Annotated in this window: 12 protein-coding genes and 1 pseudogene; 5 read left to right on the forward strand and 8 right to left on the reverse strand. The window is 37.0% G+C overall.

What is annotated here, in order from left to right; genetic code table 11:
- Positions 1–13 precede the first annotated feature (13 nt).
- Positions 14–349, reverse strand: coding sequence for a rhodanese-like domain-containing protein (locus tag AN486_RS23190; RefSeq protein WP_053537898.1), 336 nt, complete (start codon positions 347–349; stop codon positions 14–16).
- A gap of 176 nt (positions 350–525) precedes the next feature.
- Between AN486_RS23190 and mutL the strand changes: the two genes are divergently transcribed.
- The gene (gene mutL / locus AN486_RS23195) at positions 526–2,184 is read left to right on the forward strand and encodes a DNA mismatch repair endonuclease MutL (protein WP_290602721.1); all 1,659 of its coding nucleotides are present in this window, start codon (positions 526–528) and stop codon (positions 2,182–2,184) included.
- Between the two features lie 106 nt (positions 2,185–2,290).
- Here the strand turns inward: mutL and AN486_RS23200 are convergent, their stop codons facing one another.
- The 6 genes and pseudogenes from AN486_RS23200 to AN486_RS23225 all read right to left on the reverse strand — a co-directional run.
- A complete protein-coding gene (locus AN486_RS23200) occupies positions 2,291–2,950 on the reverse strand; it encodes an Hsp70 family protein (RefSeq protein WP_234413274.1) in 660 nt (219 codons plus the stop codon).
- 159 nt (positions 2,951–3,109) lie between these two features.
- Positions 3,110–3,670, reverse strand: coding sequence for a molecular chaperone GrpE (locus tag AN486_RS23205; RefSeq protein WP_290602722.1), 561 nt, complete (start codon positions 3,668–3,670; stop codon positions 3,110–3,112).
- A gap of 72 nt (positions 3,671–3,742) precedes the next feature.
- Positions 3,743–3,955 carry a DUF2997 domain-containing protein gene (locus AN486_RS23210; protein WP_015079055.1) on the reverse strand — a complete coding sequence of 71 codons (213 nt, stop codon included), beginning with the start codon at positions 3,953–3,955 and terminating at the stop codon, positions 3,743–3,745.
- 91 nt (positions 3,956–4,046) lie between these two features.
- Complete coding sequence (locus AN486_RS23215; RefSeq protein WP_053537901.1) at positions 4,047–4,421, reverse strand: DUF1257 domain-containing protein; 375 nt, start codon at positions 4,419–4,421, stop codon at positions 4,047–4,049.
- An 85-nt stretch (positions 4,422–4,506) separates the two neighbouring features.
- Positions 4,507–6,096 carry an AAA family ATPase gene (locus tag AN486_RS23220; protein WP_290602723.1) on the reverse strand — a complete coding sequence of 530 codons (1,590 nt, stop codon included), beginning with the start codon at positions 6,094–6,096 and terminating at the stop codon, positions 4,507–4,509.
- A gap of 340 nt (positions 6,097–6,436) precedes the next feature.
- Positions 6,437–7,246 (reverse strand): annotated as a pseudogene (locus AN486_RS23225) (formylglycine-generating enzyme family protein); the annotation flags it as partial.
- Between the two features lie 2,215 nt (positions 7,247–9,461).
- On the opposite strand from AN486_RS23225, the gene AN486_RS23230 reads away from it, so the two are divergent.
- Positions 9,462–9,851, forward strand: coding sequence for a DUF1815 family protein (locus AN486_RS23230; protein ID WP_039200949.1), 390 nt, complete (start codon positions 9,462–9,464; stop codon positions 9,849–9,851).
- Positions 9,852–10,270: 419 nt separating this feature from the next.
- Here AN486_RS23230 and AN486_RS23235 read toward each other — a convergent pair whose 3' ends face one another.
- A complete protein-coding gene (locus AN486_RS23235) occupies positions 10,271–11,110 on the reverse strand; it encodes an alpha/beta hydrolase (RefSeq protein WP_290602724.1) in 840 nt (279 codons plus the stop codon).
- Positions 11,111–11,905: 795 nt separating this feature from the next.
- Here AN486_RS23235 and metG point away from each other — a divergent pair.
- From metG to lptC, 3 genes are all read left to right on the forward strand, one after another.
- On the forward strand, positions 11,906–13,501 hold the full coding sequence (gene metG / locus AN486_RS23240) for a methionine--tRNA ligase (RefSeq protein WP_039200952.1): 1,596 nt from the start codon (positions 11,906–11,908) through the stop codon (positions 13,499–13,501).
- A gap of 228 nt (positions 13,502–13,729) precedes the next feature.
- Positions 13,730–14,359 carry an NYN domain-containing protein gene (locus tag AN486_RS23245; RefSeq protein ID WP_027403313.1) on the forward strand — a complete coding sequence of 210 codons (630 nt, stop codon included), beginning with the start codon at positions 13,730–13,732 and terminating at the stop codon, positions 14,357–14,359.
- On the forward strand, positions 14,359–15,603 hold the full coding sequence (gene lptC, locus AN486_RS23250; RefSeq protein ID WP_290602726.1) for an LPS export ABC transporter periplasmic protein LptC: 1,245 nt from the start codon (positions 14,359–14,361) through the stop codon (positions 15,601–15,603). Before AN486_RS23245 ends, lptC begins: the two co-directional genes overlap by 1 nt.
- The last annotated feature ends 20 nt before the right edge of the window (positions 15,604–15,623 follow it).

Raw genomic sequence — 15,623 nt, forward strand, 5'->3', positions numbered from 1 at the left:
TCCCCCTACTCCTTTAACCCTCTACCCCTTCTGTAGCACCGTTGATAGATTTCCAGGCTGATAAGCCACCGCCCAGTTCAGCTACTGTGGTAAAACCGAGGAATTGTAAGGTTCTCACAGCTTGGGCTGATTGGCTGTCATTTTCGCCATAAACATAGATTTGGCGTTCTCTGTAGAGGGATATTTGGGCGCGAGATTCTAAGTCATTGAGGGGGATAGAAATCGCTCCTGTGATGCGGCTATGATTGTATGTTGAGCGATCGCGCACATCAATAATTGTAAAAGCAGGTTGACCCCATAGAAGACTGTTCTTTAAGTCGTTAACATCAGCAACTAAATTAATACTCATAAGCTTTTCTCTGCTTCTAATCTAATCAGAAATTTACCAAATATCCCTTCTTAATTCGTATTTCTTTAGAATGACAGCAGATTTAAGAAATTAATATTTTGCAGTCATAATATTGTAAGCTAATTATCTAACCGTAAAGACAATTTTTAATTTTTAATTAGTAATTTTTAATGATAATGGCATCTACAATTCAAGCTTTACCAACAGAGGTTGTATATCTAATTACGGCAGGAGAAGTAATTGACTCTTGGGTAGCTGTTGTCAGGGAGTTGGTGGAAAATTCCCTAGATGCTGGAGCAACACGCATTGTCGTTTCTTTATGGCCGCAAATGTGGCGAGTTCGTGTGGCTGATAATGGTTGTGGCATGAATTTGGATGATTTACAACAAGCCGCAACTGCCCACAGTACCAGTAAGATTCATTCTAGTGCAGATTTATGGAAAATCAGCAGTTTGGGATTTCGTGGTGAGGCGCTACATAGTTTAACGACTTTGGCAGATTTAGAAGTTTTAAGTCGTCCTTTGGGGGGAAGTGAAGGTTGGCGAGTTGCTTATAATAATGAAGGAGAAGTATCACAAGTAGAAGTGGTAGCGATCGCACCGGGTACAGTAGTAACAGTTAATAATTTATTTGCTAGTTATGAAGCTCGTCGTCAGGGTTTACCGGCGACAAATCAGCAATTAAAGGCTGTACAAAATGTCATTCAACAGATAGCTTTGTGTCATCCTCATGTTAATTATCAAATTTGGCAAAATGACAAAGAATGGTTTACGATTTGTCCCGCACCAACTGTGGGAAAACTAATTCCCCAAATTCTCCCCCAGGTGCGACAAGGTGATTTACATGAGGTGAATTTACAAATACCAAATCTGGAAAATTCGTCTTTGCATTTGGTGATAGGATTACCCGATAGATGCCATCGTCATCGTCCTGATTGGGTAAAAGTGGCAATTAATGGCAGAATGATTAAAACGCCAGAACTAGAACAGACAATATTTTCAGCCTTTCATAAGACATTACCACGCGATCGCTATCCCGTTTGTTTTCTACACTTAACTATTTCTCCAGAACAAATTAACTGGAATCGTAACCCAGCCAAAACAGAAATTTATCTCAATGAACTAACTTTTTGGCAAGAACAAATTACTGAAGCTATTCACAAATCTCTGCGGATTTCGGAAACCAATATAAAAGAATCCATTCACACAACCAGAGTTAGTAATTTATTGAAAGTCGCAGAATCAAAAGGTGAATATAACTTCAACTCTCAAAAATCCCAAAGTAGTGAAAATCAAACCTATTTAAAAGCCATTGCCCAACTGAGTAATACTTATATTGTTGCTGAACATTCTGGAGGAATGTGGTTAGTAGAACAACATATAGCCCATGAACGAGTATTATATGAACAATTATGTGATAGTTGGCAATTAGTAGCTGTAGAAACCCCAATTATTATTTATCAATTATCACCAGCCCAGGTTTCCCAATTACAACGCATTGGTTTAGATATAGAACCATTTGGTGATAACCTTTGGGCAGTGCGTAACATTCCTATGATGTTAAAACAACGAGAAGATTGTGCAGAAGCAATTTTAGAATTAAGTTGGGGAGGGGATTTACAAACTGCTCAAGTTGCTGTTGCTTGTCGGAGTGCAATTCGCAATGGCACAAAAATGAGTTTACCAGAAATGCAGACCTTATTAGATAATTGGCAACGTACCCGCAACCCGCGCACCTGTCCTCATGGTAGACCGATTTATTTATCTTTGGAAGAATCAGCACTAGCACGGTTTTTCCGACGTAATTGGGTAATTGGCAAAAGTCATGGAATTTGAAATATTTTATTGAACTATACTCAAAACGGCTTGATTGTTTGATTCTAAACGTCTGGGTTCTTTGTTATTTGGCAAAAGTTTAAATCAGTTTAAATCTCACCCGTGTTTAGTATAAAACTGCGCGTAAACTGTTATTTTCATCAGAATTATTCACAGTTTTAACTAAGCTTAAATCGAGAGTTCCCCCACCAAAATCAACCACTAAAATTAACTTATCAGGGCGTTTTACAGCATATCCTAAAGCTGCTGCTGTAGATTCATCAACAATGGAAACTTGAGGAACATTTAATTTTTGACCTAAATCTCGAAACCAATCTAAATAACGTTCAAAAGCACCAACGGGAACAGTAAAAATTAAATGACTAGGTTCGATATTTTGCTTTTTAATTTCTGTCCAAATAGTTTGGATAAACAACTCAGAAACAGAAATAGCATTATAATTTATCCCATCAATTTGTCTTGCTGGTGGTTGATAATCTTCAGCTAAATCACGTTTAAACTTTTTAAATAACCGTTCAGGAGGATAAGCTTGAGAAAGTCCTAATCTTTGACTACGAACACCTTCACCTAATATAATATTATTACCTGATTTAATAAACATTAAACTGGGAATAATCGGAAATTCTACTCTTTCACCTTGAGGAGTAACATCCACAAATACACGGGATAAATTAGGAAAACGTAAACTTTTAGGTTGTTGAGTATCAGCTTCTAAAATACTAATTACAGTATTGCTTGTACCAAAATCAATTGCGATAGTTGTCATAATTTAAGTAGGTTGGGTTAAGCGAAGTGCAACCCAACAAAAATGATAGATAATTGATATCTTGATGTTGGGTTAAGACAGAATAAATATATGATCTAAAAAATTGTAAGCAGTAAATGTTGGGTTTCGTTCCTCAACCCAACCTACAAATTCATGAGTTTAAGTATTATTGAATCCTGGGGGAAGAGTGCGACTAACTTTAGCAGGATAGAGAACTTTATCACCATCTTGATAACCAATAAAACGAACATAGACTAATTCCCCTTCTTGAATATCATCACTATCAGCTTGATGTAATTGGGGATTATAATTAACCTGTTCCCAAGTTTCCCCAATAGCAGTATAACCCGTATAACCCCAATTAGTAATTAAATTATCTAAAGATGTAAATAGAGAAACTAAGTTTTTAGCAGGTAAGTCAGGTTTAGCTAAAGCCATTTTTTTGACTGTGGGATAATTGCTGAGTAAAGTTTGTAATTGGGTAAAAGTTTCATGTTGAAAATCACTTTGTAATTGTTGAGATTGTTGTTTTAATTCTTCTCGTAGTCGTTGACATTGAATTTCTAACTCTTTAATCTTATGTTCTGTGTCTAGAGAAGTTACGGGTTGATTATTAATAGGTATATCTTGATTATTTGCTGGGAATAAAAACCGGAGAATAATATAAACGATGATTACGAGAATTACAGCAAAAGCAATATCATTAATTTGTTCTAGCATATTATTTGTTTATGTAGTTGGTGTTCAGATCCCCGACTTCTTAAAGAAGTCGGGGATCTAGTTTATTCTAGTTTATTGTTGTTGTAAAGATTGATTTTCGGAAGTGGTAATTAACTCATCATCTTGATAATATTCCGGTAACAATTCCTGAGATTCTATTTCTCCCAAGGACTTTTCTAACCCTTTTGTTGTTTCCACACAACTAGAACCGATTGCATTTAAAACCCGTTCCACAATTTTACCATCTTTACCAATGCGATATTCAACTTTTTGATATTCAGCCATAATGATTTTTCCTTTTGTCCTCAGATCCCCGACTTCTTACCTTATTTAATCATTTATTGATAAAATCTTAAAAAGAAGTCGGGGATCTTATTTAAACCCATCTACCAACTAAAACCCGCACCGTACCATCCTCTAAAACTTCCTCTTCTTCCACACTAAAACCCTCAGTTTGTATGGTTTCCATCAAAGTTTTATGGGCGTACTTTTGACTGATATTATTAATAAACTCCTGTTGATTAATTTTCGCACCCCAAAAATCTGCCACTAATTCATAACTTTCTTCATTTTTACGAAAACCTAAATCATAACCATTAGATTGCTTAATCACATATTCAGCATTAGTTTTATCACCCCTATAACCCCGAACTTGAGTATTTTGTTCAACTTGATAACCTAACTCTTGCAAAACGTCAAGCAAAACTTCACCCTGTTTAATTTGCACCTTGATAGTTGTAAAATGAGACATAAAAAATCAACTCCTATAAAAAATATCTCCAAAACCTCTTCCCTCCGCGTCCTCCGCGCCTCTGCGGTTCGTTTTCTTTTATTATTTAATCCACCTCCAAAGGACCCAAACCCTGCTGCTGAGAATAAACCTTCAACTCCTCAATTAACAGCGTATCAACAGAAGCCGTTCTTGCGCCAGCTTCCGCAGCCCAGCGTTTTAAACTAGTAATTTGTTCCTTAGCAATAGCCGCCAAAGGAACAGTTTCCGACACCGCAGCTAAAATATCTTCAGTGTTAAAATCCCGCCTATTACCATCAATTAAACTACCAAAAGCGCGGTGCATACCATCAATAATTACCTGTTGAATTTCAGCACCGCTAAAGTTTTCGCTATGATTTGCGAGTCTTTGTAAATCAAATTCTCGCAGTCGGGAAGGACGGATTTTTTGCAAGTGGACTTTAAAAATATCATGGCGTTCTTTTTCTGTGGGTAAATTTAAAAAGAATATTTCATCAAATCGCCCTTTTCTTAATAACTCGGCTGGTAATATTTGCACGTTATTAGCAGTAGCTACCATAAACACCGGACTGGTTTTTTCTTGCATCCAGGTAATGAGTGTACCAAATACCCGGCGCGATGTTCCAGAGTCACCATCTACACCACTATTAATATTACCAAATGCCTTATCTATTTCATCCATCCATAATACACAGGGTGATATTGCTTCTGCTAATTGTATCATTTGCCGAATGCGATTTTCACTTTCTCCGACTATTCCCCCAAATAATCTCCCCACATCTAAACGTAACAATGGTAAACGCCATTCGTGGGCGATAGTTTTGGCTGATAATGATTTTCCTGTTCCTTGGATTCCTACTAATAAAACGCCTTTGGGGTTGGGTATTCCATAACGTCGTGCTTCTTCCGTAAAAGCATCTTGACGCATTCGCACCCACTGTTTAAGATTTTCTAAACCTCCGACGTTTTTTAATGATTCATTGGCGGTGTAAAATTCTAATATTCCGGTTTGGCGAACTGCTTGTTTTTTCTCTTCTAATACTCTATCAATATCTGTTTCGTTGACTTGTCCTTTTGCTGCTAAAGCTGCGGCTAAAACTCTTCTAATTCTGGCGCGACTTAATCCTTGACAGGCTTTGATTAATTGTTCTTTTCCCAGTCCATTTAAGTTAAGTTTTTCGGGGACTATTAATTGTTGAATTAAATAATCTATTTCTTCGATGTTGGGTAAGGGAAAATCAATAACTGTAACTTCTTCTTGTAGTTCTGGGGGAATGGTTAATGTATGACTGGTAAGGATGAGGGTTTGGCGTGTGCGTTTGAGTTGACGGGTGAGGTTTTTGATAGCACGAATTACGGGAGCATTTTTTTCTGTTTCGGGGTTTTTGAGGATAAAATGTATGTCTCGCAATACAAAAATTGTGGTTGTATTTTCTGGGGTTTTGGTAATTCTTGATAATGCACCCATGACTGAACCTTTATCAGTTCCGTTGTCATCCCAACCGGTGACGATATCCCATAATAATAGTTGTCGTGGTGTCTGGGATATTTGGGTGAGTTGTTGGAGGACTTGTTCTATTGGTTCTTCTTCGACTCCGACTATATATAGTAGGGGATAGCGGGCGCGAAGCATTAAGTCTATTTGTTGGAGTAGTTGTTGATGGGGGTTATTCATTATGTATAAATAGGGGGGTTAGTTGTTAGTTTATTGGGTTTTTTATTTCGCGCAAAGTTGCAAAGAATAATAAATGTCTGAATCAGGATGTCCAGGATTTGAGGATGTACAGGATGTGATTGTTAGATTATTTGTTAGTTGTTGATGATTAGTATGGAGAAAAGTGAATATTTATGAAGTGAGATGGAAGAATAAATATATGAATCTCATCTATCAACCATCAAATTACAATCCTGTAAATCCTTTAATCCTGGATATCCTGATTCAGACAAAAAATTTTCTTGCTACGCGAGATAGGTAAGACAATAAAAGAGCAAGAGGGCAAAAGCGCATAGTGCTACTAAGTCCTCGCCGCACCACTACATACAACCCGAAAACCGATATGGTTGTAGTTGCCATCGAGGAGGTTGTAGTCGTAGCGACAAGCCGAACGGGAATTCCCAGGATTGAAGACCCACGAACCACCGCGCACCAGTTTTGCATTAGCATTCCATTCAATATCTAGCCATGCGCTTCCATCTGTTGGCGCACCTTCATAGTTACTATGCCTATTATCTTGACACCACTCCCATACATTGCCGTGCATATCGTATAATCCAAAGTTATTGGCTACTCCAAAACTTCCTACTTCTCTTGTTTGTGATCTATAAACTCCTTTTGGTCCTTGTCCATAAGTAAAATTACCATTATAGTTAGCTAAATCCGTTGTAATCGTCTCTCCAAAGTGAAATGGTGTGGTAGTTCCGGCTCTACAAGCATATTCCCATTCGGCTTCACTTGGCAGTCTGTATGTTTTTCCTGTCCTTTGGCTTAACTTTTCACAGAAAGCCACTGCATTATTCCAACTAACTCTTTCAACCGGGCGATTATCACTTTTGAAACGAGAAGGGTTATTTCCCGTGATAACTCGATATTGTGCCTGTGTTACTGGATATTTTCCCATAAAGAAACTAGGAACAGTAACTTCATGCTGAGGACTTTCATCATCACGTCTTCCTATTTCATTTTCTGGTGAACCCATCATAAAAGTACCTCCAGGAATTGCAGCCATTTCTAGTTTTACACCATTGCCCAAATCTTCTAGAAAATATCTAGCTATACGTGGCTGACGTTGAATAATTTCCCCAAATTTGTTGACTGTTAATACTTCAATTTGTTCTAGTTTAAAACCTAGTTTATCAGGATTTTGTAATATTTGCTTAATTTTTGTTTCCGTTCTTTTATTTAATATTAAATAAGCCGCATTTTGAATATCCCAAGATTCATCTTTTAAACCTGCAATTACCAAATCTAAACCATGTTCTCCATAATTCAATGCTTGCTCAAGTGCAGCAATTCTCACCTTTGAATCTGGATTTTGTAACCGCAATTTTACCCCTTCAATACCTCCTAAAACGGCAGCACCTTCTAGTGATGGACTATTACCACCAAGCACAGCATCGTATTCTCGCGGTTGTTGTGGATTATTCATGATTGGTTAATGGTTGGTTTCATGTATGCTGTATTGAAAATAGCATATTATTGTCTGAATCAGGATGTCCAGGATTTGAGGATGTACAGGATGTGATTGATGTGATTGGATGATTTTTTGTTGTGTGGTGAATGTTGTGGTTGTCAGAATCAGGATGTCCAGGATTTGAGGATGTACAGGATGTGATTGTTTGATTATTGGTTAGTTGTTGATGATTAGTATGGAGAAAGGTTAATTTTTATGAAATTACTTTAATAATCAATACATCATTCACGTCTAGTAATCATCAAATAACAATCCTGTAAATCCTGTAATCCTGTTTATCCTGATTCAGACAAAATATTAAGTAAATAGTCATCAACCATCAAATAACCATCCTGTAAATCCTTTCATCCTGGGTATCCTGATATGGCTTACGCCACGCTACGCTATCAGACAAATACAAACTTGACGAAATTGAAAATATAGCCTAATATGGAAATATAGGATGCAGCAGACATGATTTAGGCATTGAAAGATAGTCTAAACATGACATCCCGTTACCTGTATGGTCGAGGAATTCCGGTAAAGACGTTCTGAATACCAAAAATTGATTTTTGGCGAAGACTCCTCAAGGAGTCTTTGTTATTTAAGGACTGGGTAATTTTTTATTATTTAATAAGTTTTTAGCTATCACAAAAAAGCGAACTTTTTTGATTTTACCTATACCATCATATTTAGGGTAGGCGCTTTCTACGTGCAACCTCAGCTTTTTACTTTCCCGAAATACTGTAAAAACAACAAAATAATCAACTTCAATACCACTAGAATCTACAATTTTAACGGTTGCAAAGTTTCCATATCCAGCATGACATACTAATGTTGTGTTTTCACAAGCGTGGCGTAAGCCATATCAGGATGTCCAGGATTTAAGGATGTACAGGATGTGATTGGATGATTATTTGTTGTGTGGTGAATGTTGTGTTTGTCTGATAGCGAAGCGTGGCGTAAGCCATATCAGGATGTCCAGGATTTGAGGATGTACAGGATGTGATTGTTTAATTATTGGTTGGTTGTTGATGATTAGTATGAATAAAGGTTAATTTTTATCAAATTAGTGTAATAATCAATACATCATTCATGTCTAGTAATTATCAAATAATCATCCTGTTAATCCTATAATCCTGGTTATCCTGATTCAGACAAAATATTAAATAAATGTATGAAGAAAGGTTCATTTTTATCAAATTATTGTAATAATCAATACATCATTCACGTCTAGTAATTATCAAATAATCATCCTGTTAATCCTATAATCCTGGTTATCCTGATTCTGACAAAATATTATAAACTGAGTCATTAACCATCAAATTACAATCCTGTAAATCCTCTAATCCTAATCAGTGTTATGGAGGGTATTAAAAATATATATTAAAAACGATACATTAATTAAGTATATTCGACAATTGCGTTAATCTCAATCTATGCTATATCATTCGAGGTTTATTTGAAGTGGAGGTAAAAACACAAAGAACGAAAATAAGCGTTAGACTGAATAAATCATCTTAATATGGTTCTATATGACCTGTAATAGTGCCAGGTATGGCTTTAAAGAACTTGACTACGAAGGAATTTAAGCTAGGCTAATAAGGTCTAAATTTTATTAGGTACAGTTCCGACAGAGCAATAAAGCCAAAATGTAAATTTTAGTAATTGAGCCTGCTATAACTACCTGATAAATTGAATAGCCTGATACTTATTCAAGAATCGTTATCTACTAACCTAGACAAGTTAACTAATTAACGAACCCATGAAACACTAAAAATTGTAAAACCCATTTTACAACACCGATTCATGAGAAAATCTAAAGAAAATATAAAATAAACTCAAATGACTGTGGTGTCTGGAGGGACAAGTGTTTTTAAGACTAGCAAACGAGCATAGACAATTTGTTCAAGATTTAGTAATGAATTTGCAAGCTCTAGCAGTTGTACTAGAGAGGTATGGTTATCCGGCTTCTTGTTATACTTGCGGCGACCAAATGAACAGTGCATCTTTTATGGTGAGCTTAGGCGATAATCACTTAATTCGCTTTTTAGTATCCGATTATGGGATTACTTGGACAGAAATGCGTGATGATAGAGAGTTAATGAAGTTAGAGGGTGCAGAAGCAATTAATCAGTTAGAAGAATTAGCAACTCTTGTTAAAGAGGCGATGCAAACCTCTAGAGATATTGAGTATTCATCCCCGAAGAGTAAACGGATGTTACAGAATACAGCGGGAAGTGTGAAAACTCACCGATAATCTCCTGATAATATATTGGTATTTCAGGTTGCTAATAATCTCTCTGGAGAATTGCACATTGTAGGGGCAAGACCCTTTCGGACGCAAGCTAGATAAATTGCCCCTATACCCCATATACTAATACAACCGGGCTTCACACGGACTTGGTGAAAACCTGAGTTCGACATAAGATAAGTAGGTGAACACAATAAAACCAATCTGTGTAAAGAAAAGTAAAATCGCCCAAACCCTCTTCACTCTTGCCTCTTGCATGAGTGCCTCTTGCCTTGCCATAACGACGATTTTCAAGGCTAACCTACTTAATTTGTGGAAAACTGCCCCAAGTATGAGTCTCAAACCCTTATGATCTCGTTGAAAAAATCATAACTCCGTTCGCGTAGCGTCTCCGAAGGAGAAACTCCGAACTCCTAACACCGAACTCAGGTGGTGAAAATAGGACTGTCCGTTGATTTAGGAATTTTTGGTATATTAATATTAACTTCTAAAAAATCATTATCTTTGAGAATCTGATAGAGATTCACATCCTTCTCTAATAAACAGGCATGACCGCTATATGGTAGGATAAATGTTTGGGTATTTGGTAAAATACCTGCCAATCGAGTAATTTCACTTACAGAGGGTAATAAGCGATCGCTACCACTGCCAATGAGTAAAATTGGTTGTGTTAGCTGTTGTAGCTCTTTGCTATCAACCTGGAAATCTCGCAGTAAGGATAAGCGCCAATTTACAGTTTCTGATGGTAGGGAACGCATAGCTGTAAGTAGTGTATGGCGATCGCTTGGAGAAATCCGTTCTAATGATGCTAGAAACGGTAACAAACCCAACGCACCAACATTAAATAGAAATGATGGCACAAACTGAGTAGCCGGGGATATCCAATTAAACCAAGATTGCTGCTGCAAAGCCGAAGCAGGATTAATTAAGATAATACGCTTAAATAACTGCGGCGACTGGATAGCTACTTGTATTGCTAAACAACCACCAAAAGATTCACCACATAGATATATTATCCGTTGACAGCTTTTTTCTAACTCAGCGTGAACCAAGTCCAAAACATTCTTCGCTAAAACATCCCAAGTGGCCAGACAGTTTTTGGGTATGGACAAGCAACGAATATCTAAACCAGAGGCTAATTCTGGGATTTGAGATTGCAATAACTCACCAGTCCCATCCATACCTGGTAAATAGATAAATAAAGGAGAATCTGATTCTACTGGATTTGGCGTTAAAAAACAAGGTTTAGGATCAACTGCTGGCATTTTACTTATTTTTATTCGTCTACTCTATCTTTAACTTTACCCTCTTCTGTATCCAGATAGGGATTGTGATGAAATTTTTATCTTTTCTCATCTGTCTAAAATCAACCTTTCCAGATAAAAAATCATCCACTCTGAAACCATAATTACAGAATTTATAGCAATTTGTATTCATGATATATAAGTATGTAAGTCAGCATTCAGTCGCTAGACATTAGCTAAATGCTGCGAGTAAATTTTTAATAGTTAGTTCAATGATTAATGGATTAAAAATTCCCAAACAAGGCTCGCTAAATTAGGAATTTCTAGAACAACAACCTAGTACATTACTCAAAATTACAACTAACAGTTTAGTCAATTATTACTGGGAATAATATGCAAAATCATATCCACACAATTAGTTATATCGCTAGATTTTCAGTTAGTGTATTCTCTGTAACTACTAAGGACAGAAACAGGTTTTACCATGATTATTAGTAAATATAGGACTCCTATTTGATTTTTGAACAGAACTCGGTACATACTGAAATCCTTCTTCCCTGTTCCCTGTTCCCTGTTCCCTGTTCCCTAACTCAACGGAAAATTCAGGAATCAAACCGGATTCCTATACTTTCTCTGATTTAGTTAAAAATCAGGTGGATTTATAGAAGTAATTAAACAATTCTTCAGTCCATAAACTTGTTATCCATCGCCAGGAGTTTGAAAAAAAAGTAGCAATGTTATATAATTACGTAGTTTTGTCTAAATCATCTAGATTATTAATAGAGAAAACTGATTAATAATTTGCTTTTATAGTCCATGAATCTTGTGAATAAAACAGAAAAGACTTTTGCACTGACCACACCACTATACTATGTCAACGATGTTCCGCATATTGGCAGTGCTTATACAACTATAGCAGCGGATGTAGTAGCCAGATTTAATCGCTTACAGGGACATCAAGTGCTACTAATTACAGGTACAGATGAACACGGGCAAAAAATTCAGCGTTCAGCAGCAAATTTAGGAAAACCACCACAAGATTTTTGTGATGAAATCGTTCCTAGTTTTCTTAACTTGTGGGATTTACTCGACATTCAATATGATCGCTTTAGTCGGACTACAGCACCCCGTCACCAAGCGATAGTGAAAGAGTTTTTTCAGCGAGTTTGGGAAACTGGTGACATCTACCAAGGACAACAGAAAGGTTGGTACTGCGTTTCCTGTGAAGAATTCAAGGAAGAACGGGATTTACTTGCAGACAAACACTGTCCCACCCATACTAACAAACAAGTAGAGTGGCGAGACGAGCAGAACTATTTTTTTCGCTTGTCTAAATATCAAACCCAGTTAGAGGAGTTTTACCAGTCCCACCCAGATTTTATCCAACCTGTCAGCAGACGGAATGAAGTTTTCAATTTTGTCGCTCAAGGTTTACAGGACTTTTCAATTTCCCGGGTAAATCTGGATTGGGGTTTTCCTGTACCTGTGAATTCTCAACATACATTATATGTGTGGTTTGATGCTTTGCTGGGTTATGTTACGGCATTGTTAGAACCAGATGCAGAACCAACTTTAGCTAATGCTTTACAAACATGGTGGCCGATTAACCTGCACCTGATTGGTAAAGATATTTTACGCTTTCATGCTGTGTACTGGCCAGCAATGTTGATGTCAGCAGGTTTACCTTTACCAGACAGGGTATTTGGACATGGTTTTTTAACTAAAGATGGTCAAAAAATGGGGAAGACTTTAGGTAATACCCTTGATCCTATTACTTTAGTGGAAAATTATGGTAGTGATGCCGTTCGTTATTACTTCCTTAAGGAAATCGAATTTGGTAAAGATGGCGATTTTAATGAAATAAGGTTCATTAATGTTTTGAATGCAGATTTGGCGAATGATTTAGGTAATTTGTTAAATCGGACTTTAAACATGGTGAAGAAATACTGTGCTAGTCAAGTACCGTCCATCAGCCAATCAGCTATTCCCATTGACAATCCTTTGAAAACAATGGGTTTGCAGTTAGGAGAAAAGGTGAAACAAGCATACACAGCATTAGCTTTCAATGAAGCCTGTCACTATGTTTTATCTCTGGTACAAGCCAGTAATAAGTTTATTGATGATCAAGCTCCTTGGTCATTATATAAACAAGGTAAGCAGGGGGAAGTGGAAGTGGTGCTATATGCGGTGCTGGAATCTGTAAGACTAGCAGCTTATCTTCTCTCCCCAATTATTCCTAATATCAGCAGTGATATTTATCAGCAATTAGGCTGGGGAATAAATTTTAATGAACAAAAAGAAAGTGCAATTTTAGCTCCTTTTTGTACCCACTCAACATGGGGAATATTATCCGATAAACAAATATTGGGAACACCAAAACCAGTTTTTAAACGGATAGAAACATCAAAATAAAAGATTAATTTTGGGAACTGCGAATTTCTTAAAAAACCAAAGAATTCGGGGAACAGGGAACAGGGAACAGGGAACAGGGAATAAAGAACAATATTGATCTTTACTCTTGCCTCTTGCCTCTTGCCTCTTGCCTTCTGAACTCCTGAATTCTTATCATAAGCAACTCTAACAAGTAGATAGTTAGAAATTTCTATCATAACAGGGATAACAACACAAGGTATGACAACAATGTTGAACAATTTTGAAAACGACTCAATATTTACCCCAGAACAGGTTTTGGAAAATCGGGGTCGGGTGGCTATCTTTATTGATGGCTCAAACTTATTTTATGCGGCACTACAACTAGGAATCGAAATTGATTACACTAAGTTATTGTGCCGATTGACTGGCGGATCAAGGCTATTACGGGCTTTTTTCTATACAGGAGTGGATCGGACAAATGAGAAACAACAAGGCTTTTTGTTGTGGATGCGTCGTAACGGTTATCGGGTGATTGCTAAGGATTTGGTGCAATTACCAGATGGCTCTAAAAAAGCTAACTTAGATGTGGAAATAGCTGTTGATATGATGGCATTGTGCGATTCCTATGATACCGCAGTTTTAGTCAGCGGTGACGGCGATTTGGCTTATGCTGTCAATTCTGTCAGCTATCGTGGGGTGAGGGTAGAGGTGGTGAGTTTGCGTTCTATGACTAGTGATAGTTTAATTAATGTGAGCGATCGCTATATTGATTTAGAAGCCATCAAAGAAGATATCCAAAAAACTCCCCGCCAAAGTTATCCATATCGCCCATTGTCTAGTATGGGCTTTTTAGACGATCCTAGAGATAGTAATAGACATCTAGAAGTTCCAGAATAATGCAAGATTCACAAGCGAGGGAGAATGGAAGACAAGATGGAAAACATCAGAGGGGAATTAAAAATCATTCTCCCCACTTCTGTTCATTTTTGGGGTTAACATCACTAACTAATTGGTTTTACCTGCCTTTGATATTATGTTTAGGCTTATGCTTGTCGAGTTGCGGTAATCTATTACCTACCCAATCAAAAACTGATCCTTCATCTCCAAAAGATGATGATACTAAGGTAACTTTTTTTAGGATTGTTTTTGAACAATTTGATGAGGTAGGTAGACCAATTTGGAAAGTTAAAGCTAAAGAGGCAAAGTACACTACAGATAAACAAGTAGGTCAGGCGGAAAATCCTGAAGGGGAACTTTACCAAGATGGAAAAGTTGTCTACCAAATTAAAGCAGAAAAAGCTGACATTAAGCAAGATGGTAAGCAACTATTTCTTCAAGGTAAAATTGTCGCTACTGATACCCGTAATGGGATTGTCTTCAAGGGTAATGAGCTAGAATGGCGGCCTCAAGAAGATTTATTAATTGTTCGCAATCAGTTAAATGGTAGTCATAAACAATTACAGGCTGTAGCTCAAGAGGCAAAGATTAAAACTCGTGAACAACGGGTAGAATTTTCACAAGGAGTAGTTGCTAAATCCACAGATCCACAGTTGCAAATGCAAACTGAGCATTTAATATGGCATATTAAGGAGGAGAAATTATTTAGCGATCGCCCAATTCAAATAGAAAGATATAAAGATAACAAAATTACTGCACGTGGTCAGGGTAACGCCGCAGAAATTAATTTAAAAACTCAAATTGCGACTCTCAAACCACAGGCAAAATTAGAGTTAATAGATCCACCAATGCAAATTACTAGTAACTCTATAACCTGGAATATTAACAAAGAAAATATTACCACAAATTCTCCTATTCGCATATTTCAAACTGCTGAGAATGTGACTGTCACCGCTAATCAGGGAAAAATGAAAATACCAGAAAACACGGTGTATCTCACTGGTAATGTTAATGCGGTTGGAAAACGTAGTCAGTCTTTAAAATCAAATCAACTGACTTGGTATTTAGATAAAAAATTGTTAGAAGCTCAAGGAAATATAATTTATCGTCAAATTGAACCAAAATTAACTTTTCAAGGGGAAACAGCCGTCGGTAATTTAGAAACAGAAAATATTGTTGTTAAAGGTGGTAATTCATCCAAAAGCAGAGTAGTCACAGAAATTATCCCCCAGGAAGGTAGGTAGGGGGTAGGGGAGTTGGGGGG

The sequence above is a fragment of the Anabaena sp. AL93 genome (assembly GCF_001672085.1).
Classification (GTDB): Bacteria; Cyanobacteriota; Cyanobacteriia; order Cyanobacteriales; family Nostocaceae; genus Dolichospermum; species Dolichospermum heterosporum.

Excerpts from the sequence above, each read along its gene's own strand:
- AN486_RS23205 (WP_290602722.1), bottom strand. The coding sequence starts at position 3,670 with ATGCTAGAACAAATTAATGATATTGCTTTTGCTGTAATTCTCGTAATC.
- AN486_RS23220 (WP_290602723.1), bottom strand. The coding sequence starts at position 6,096 with ATGAATAACCCCCATCAACAACTACTCCAACAAATAGACTTAATGCTT.
- AN486_RS23235 (WP_290602724.1), bottom strand. The coding sequence starts at position 11,110 with ATGCCAGCAGTTGATCCTAAACCTTGTTTTTTAACGCCAAATCCAGTA.
- mutL (WP_290602721.1), top strand. The coding sequence starts at position 526 with ATGGCATCTACAATTCAAGCTTTACCAACAGAGGTTGTATATCTAATT.
- AN486_RS23210 (WP_015079055.1), bottom strand. The coding sequence starts at position 3,955 with ATGGCTGAATATCAAAAAGTTGAATATCGCATTGGTAAAGATGGTAAA.
- AN486_RS23190 (WP_053537898.1), bottom strand. The coding sequence starts at position 349 with ATGAGTATTAATTTAGTTGCTGATGTTAACGACTTAAAGAACAGTCTT.
- AN486_RS23245 (WP_027403313.1), top strand. The coding sequence starts at position 13,730 with ATGTTGAACAATTTTGAAAACGACTCAATATTTACCCCAGAACAGGTT.
- lptC (WP_290602726.1), top strand. The coding sequence starts at position 14,359 with ATGCAAGATTCACAAGCGAGGGAGAATGGAAGACAAGATGGAAAACAT.
- AN486_RS23200 (WP_234413274.1), bottom strand. The coding sequence starts at position 2,950 with ATGACAACTATCGCAATTGATTTTGGTACAAGCAATACTGTAATTAGT.
- metG (WP_039200952.1), top strand. The coding sequence starts at position 11,906 with ATGAATCTTGTGAATAAAACAGAAAAGACTTTTGCACTGACCACACCA.
- AN486_RS23215 (WP_053537901.1), bottom strand. The coding sequence starts at position 4,421 with ATGTCTCATTTTACAACTATCAAGGTGCAAATTAAACAGGGTGAAGTT.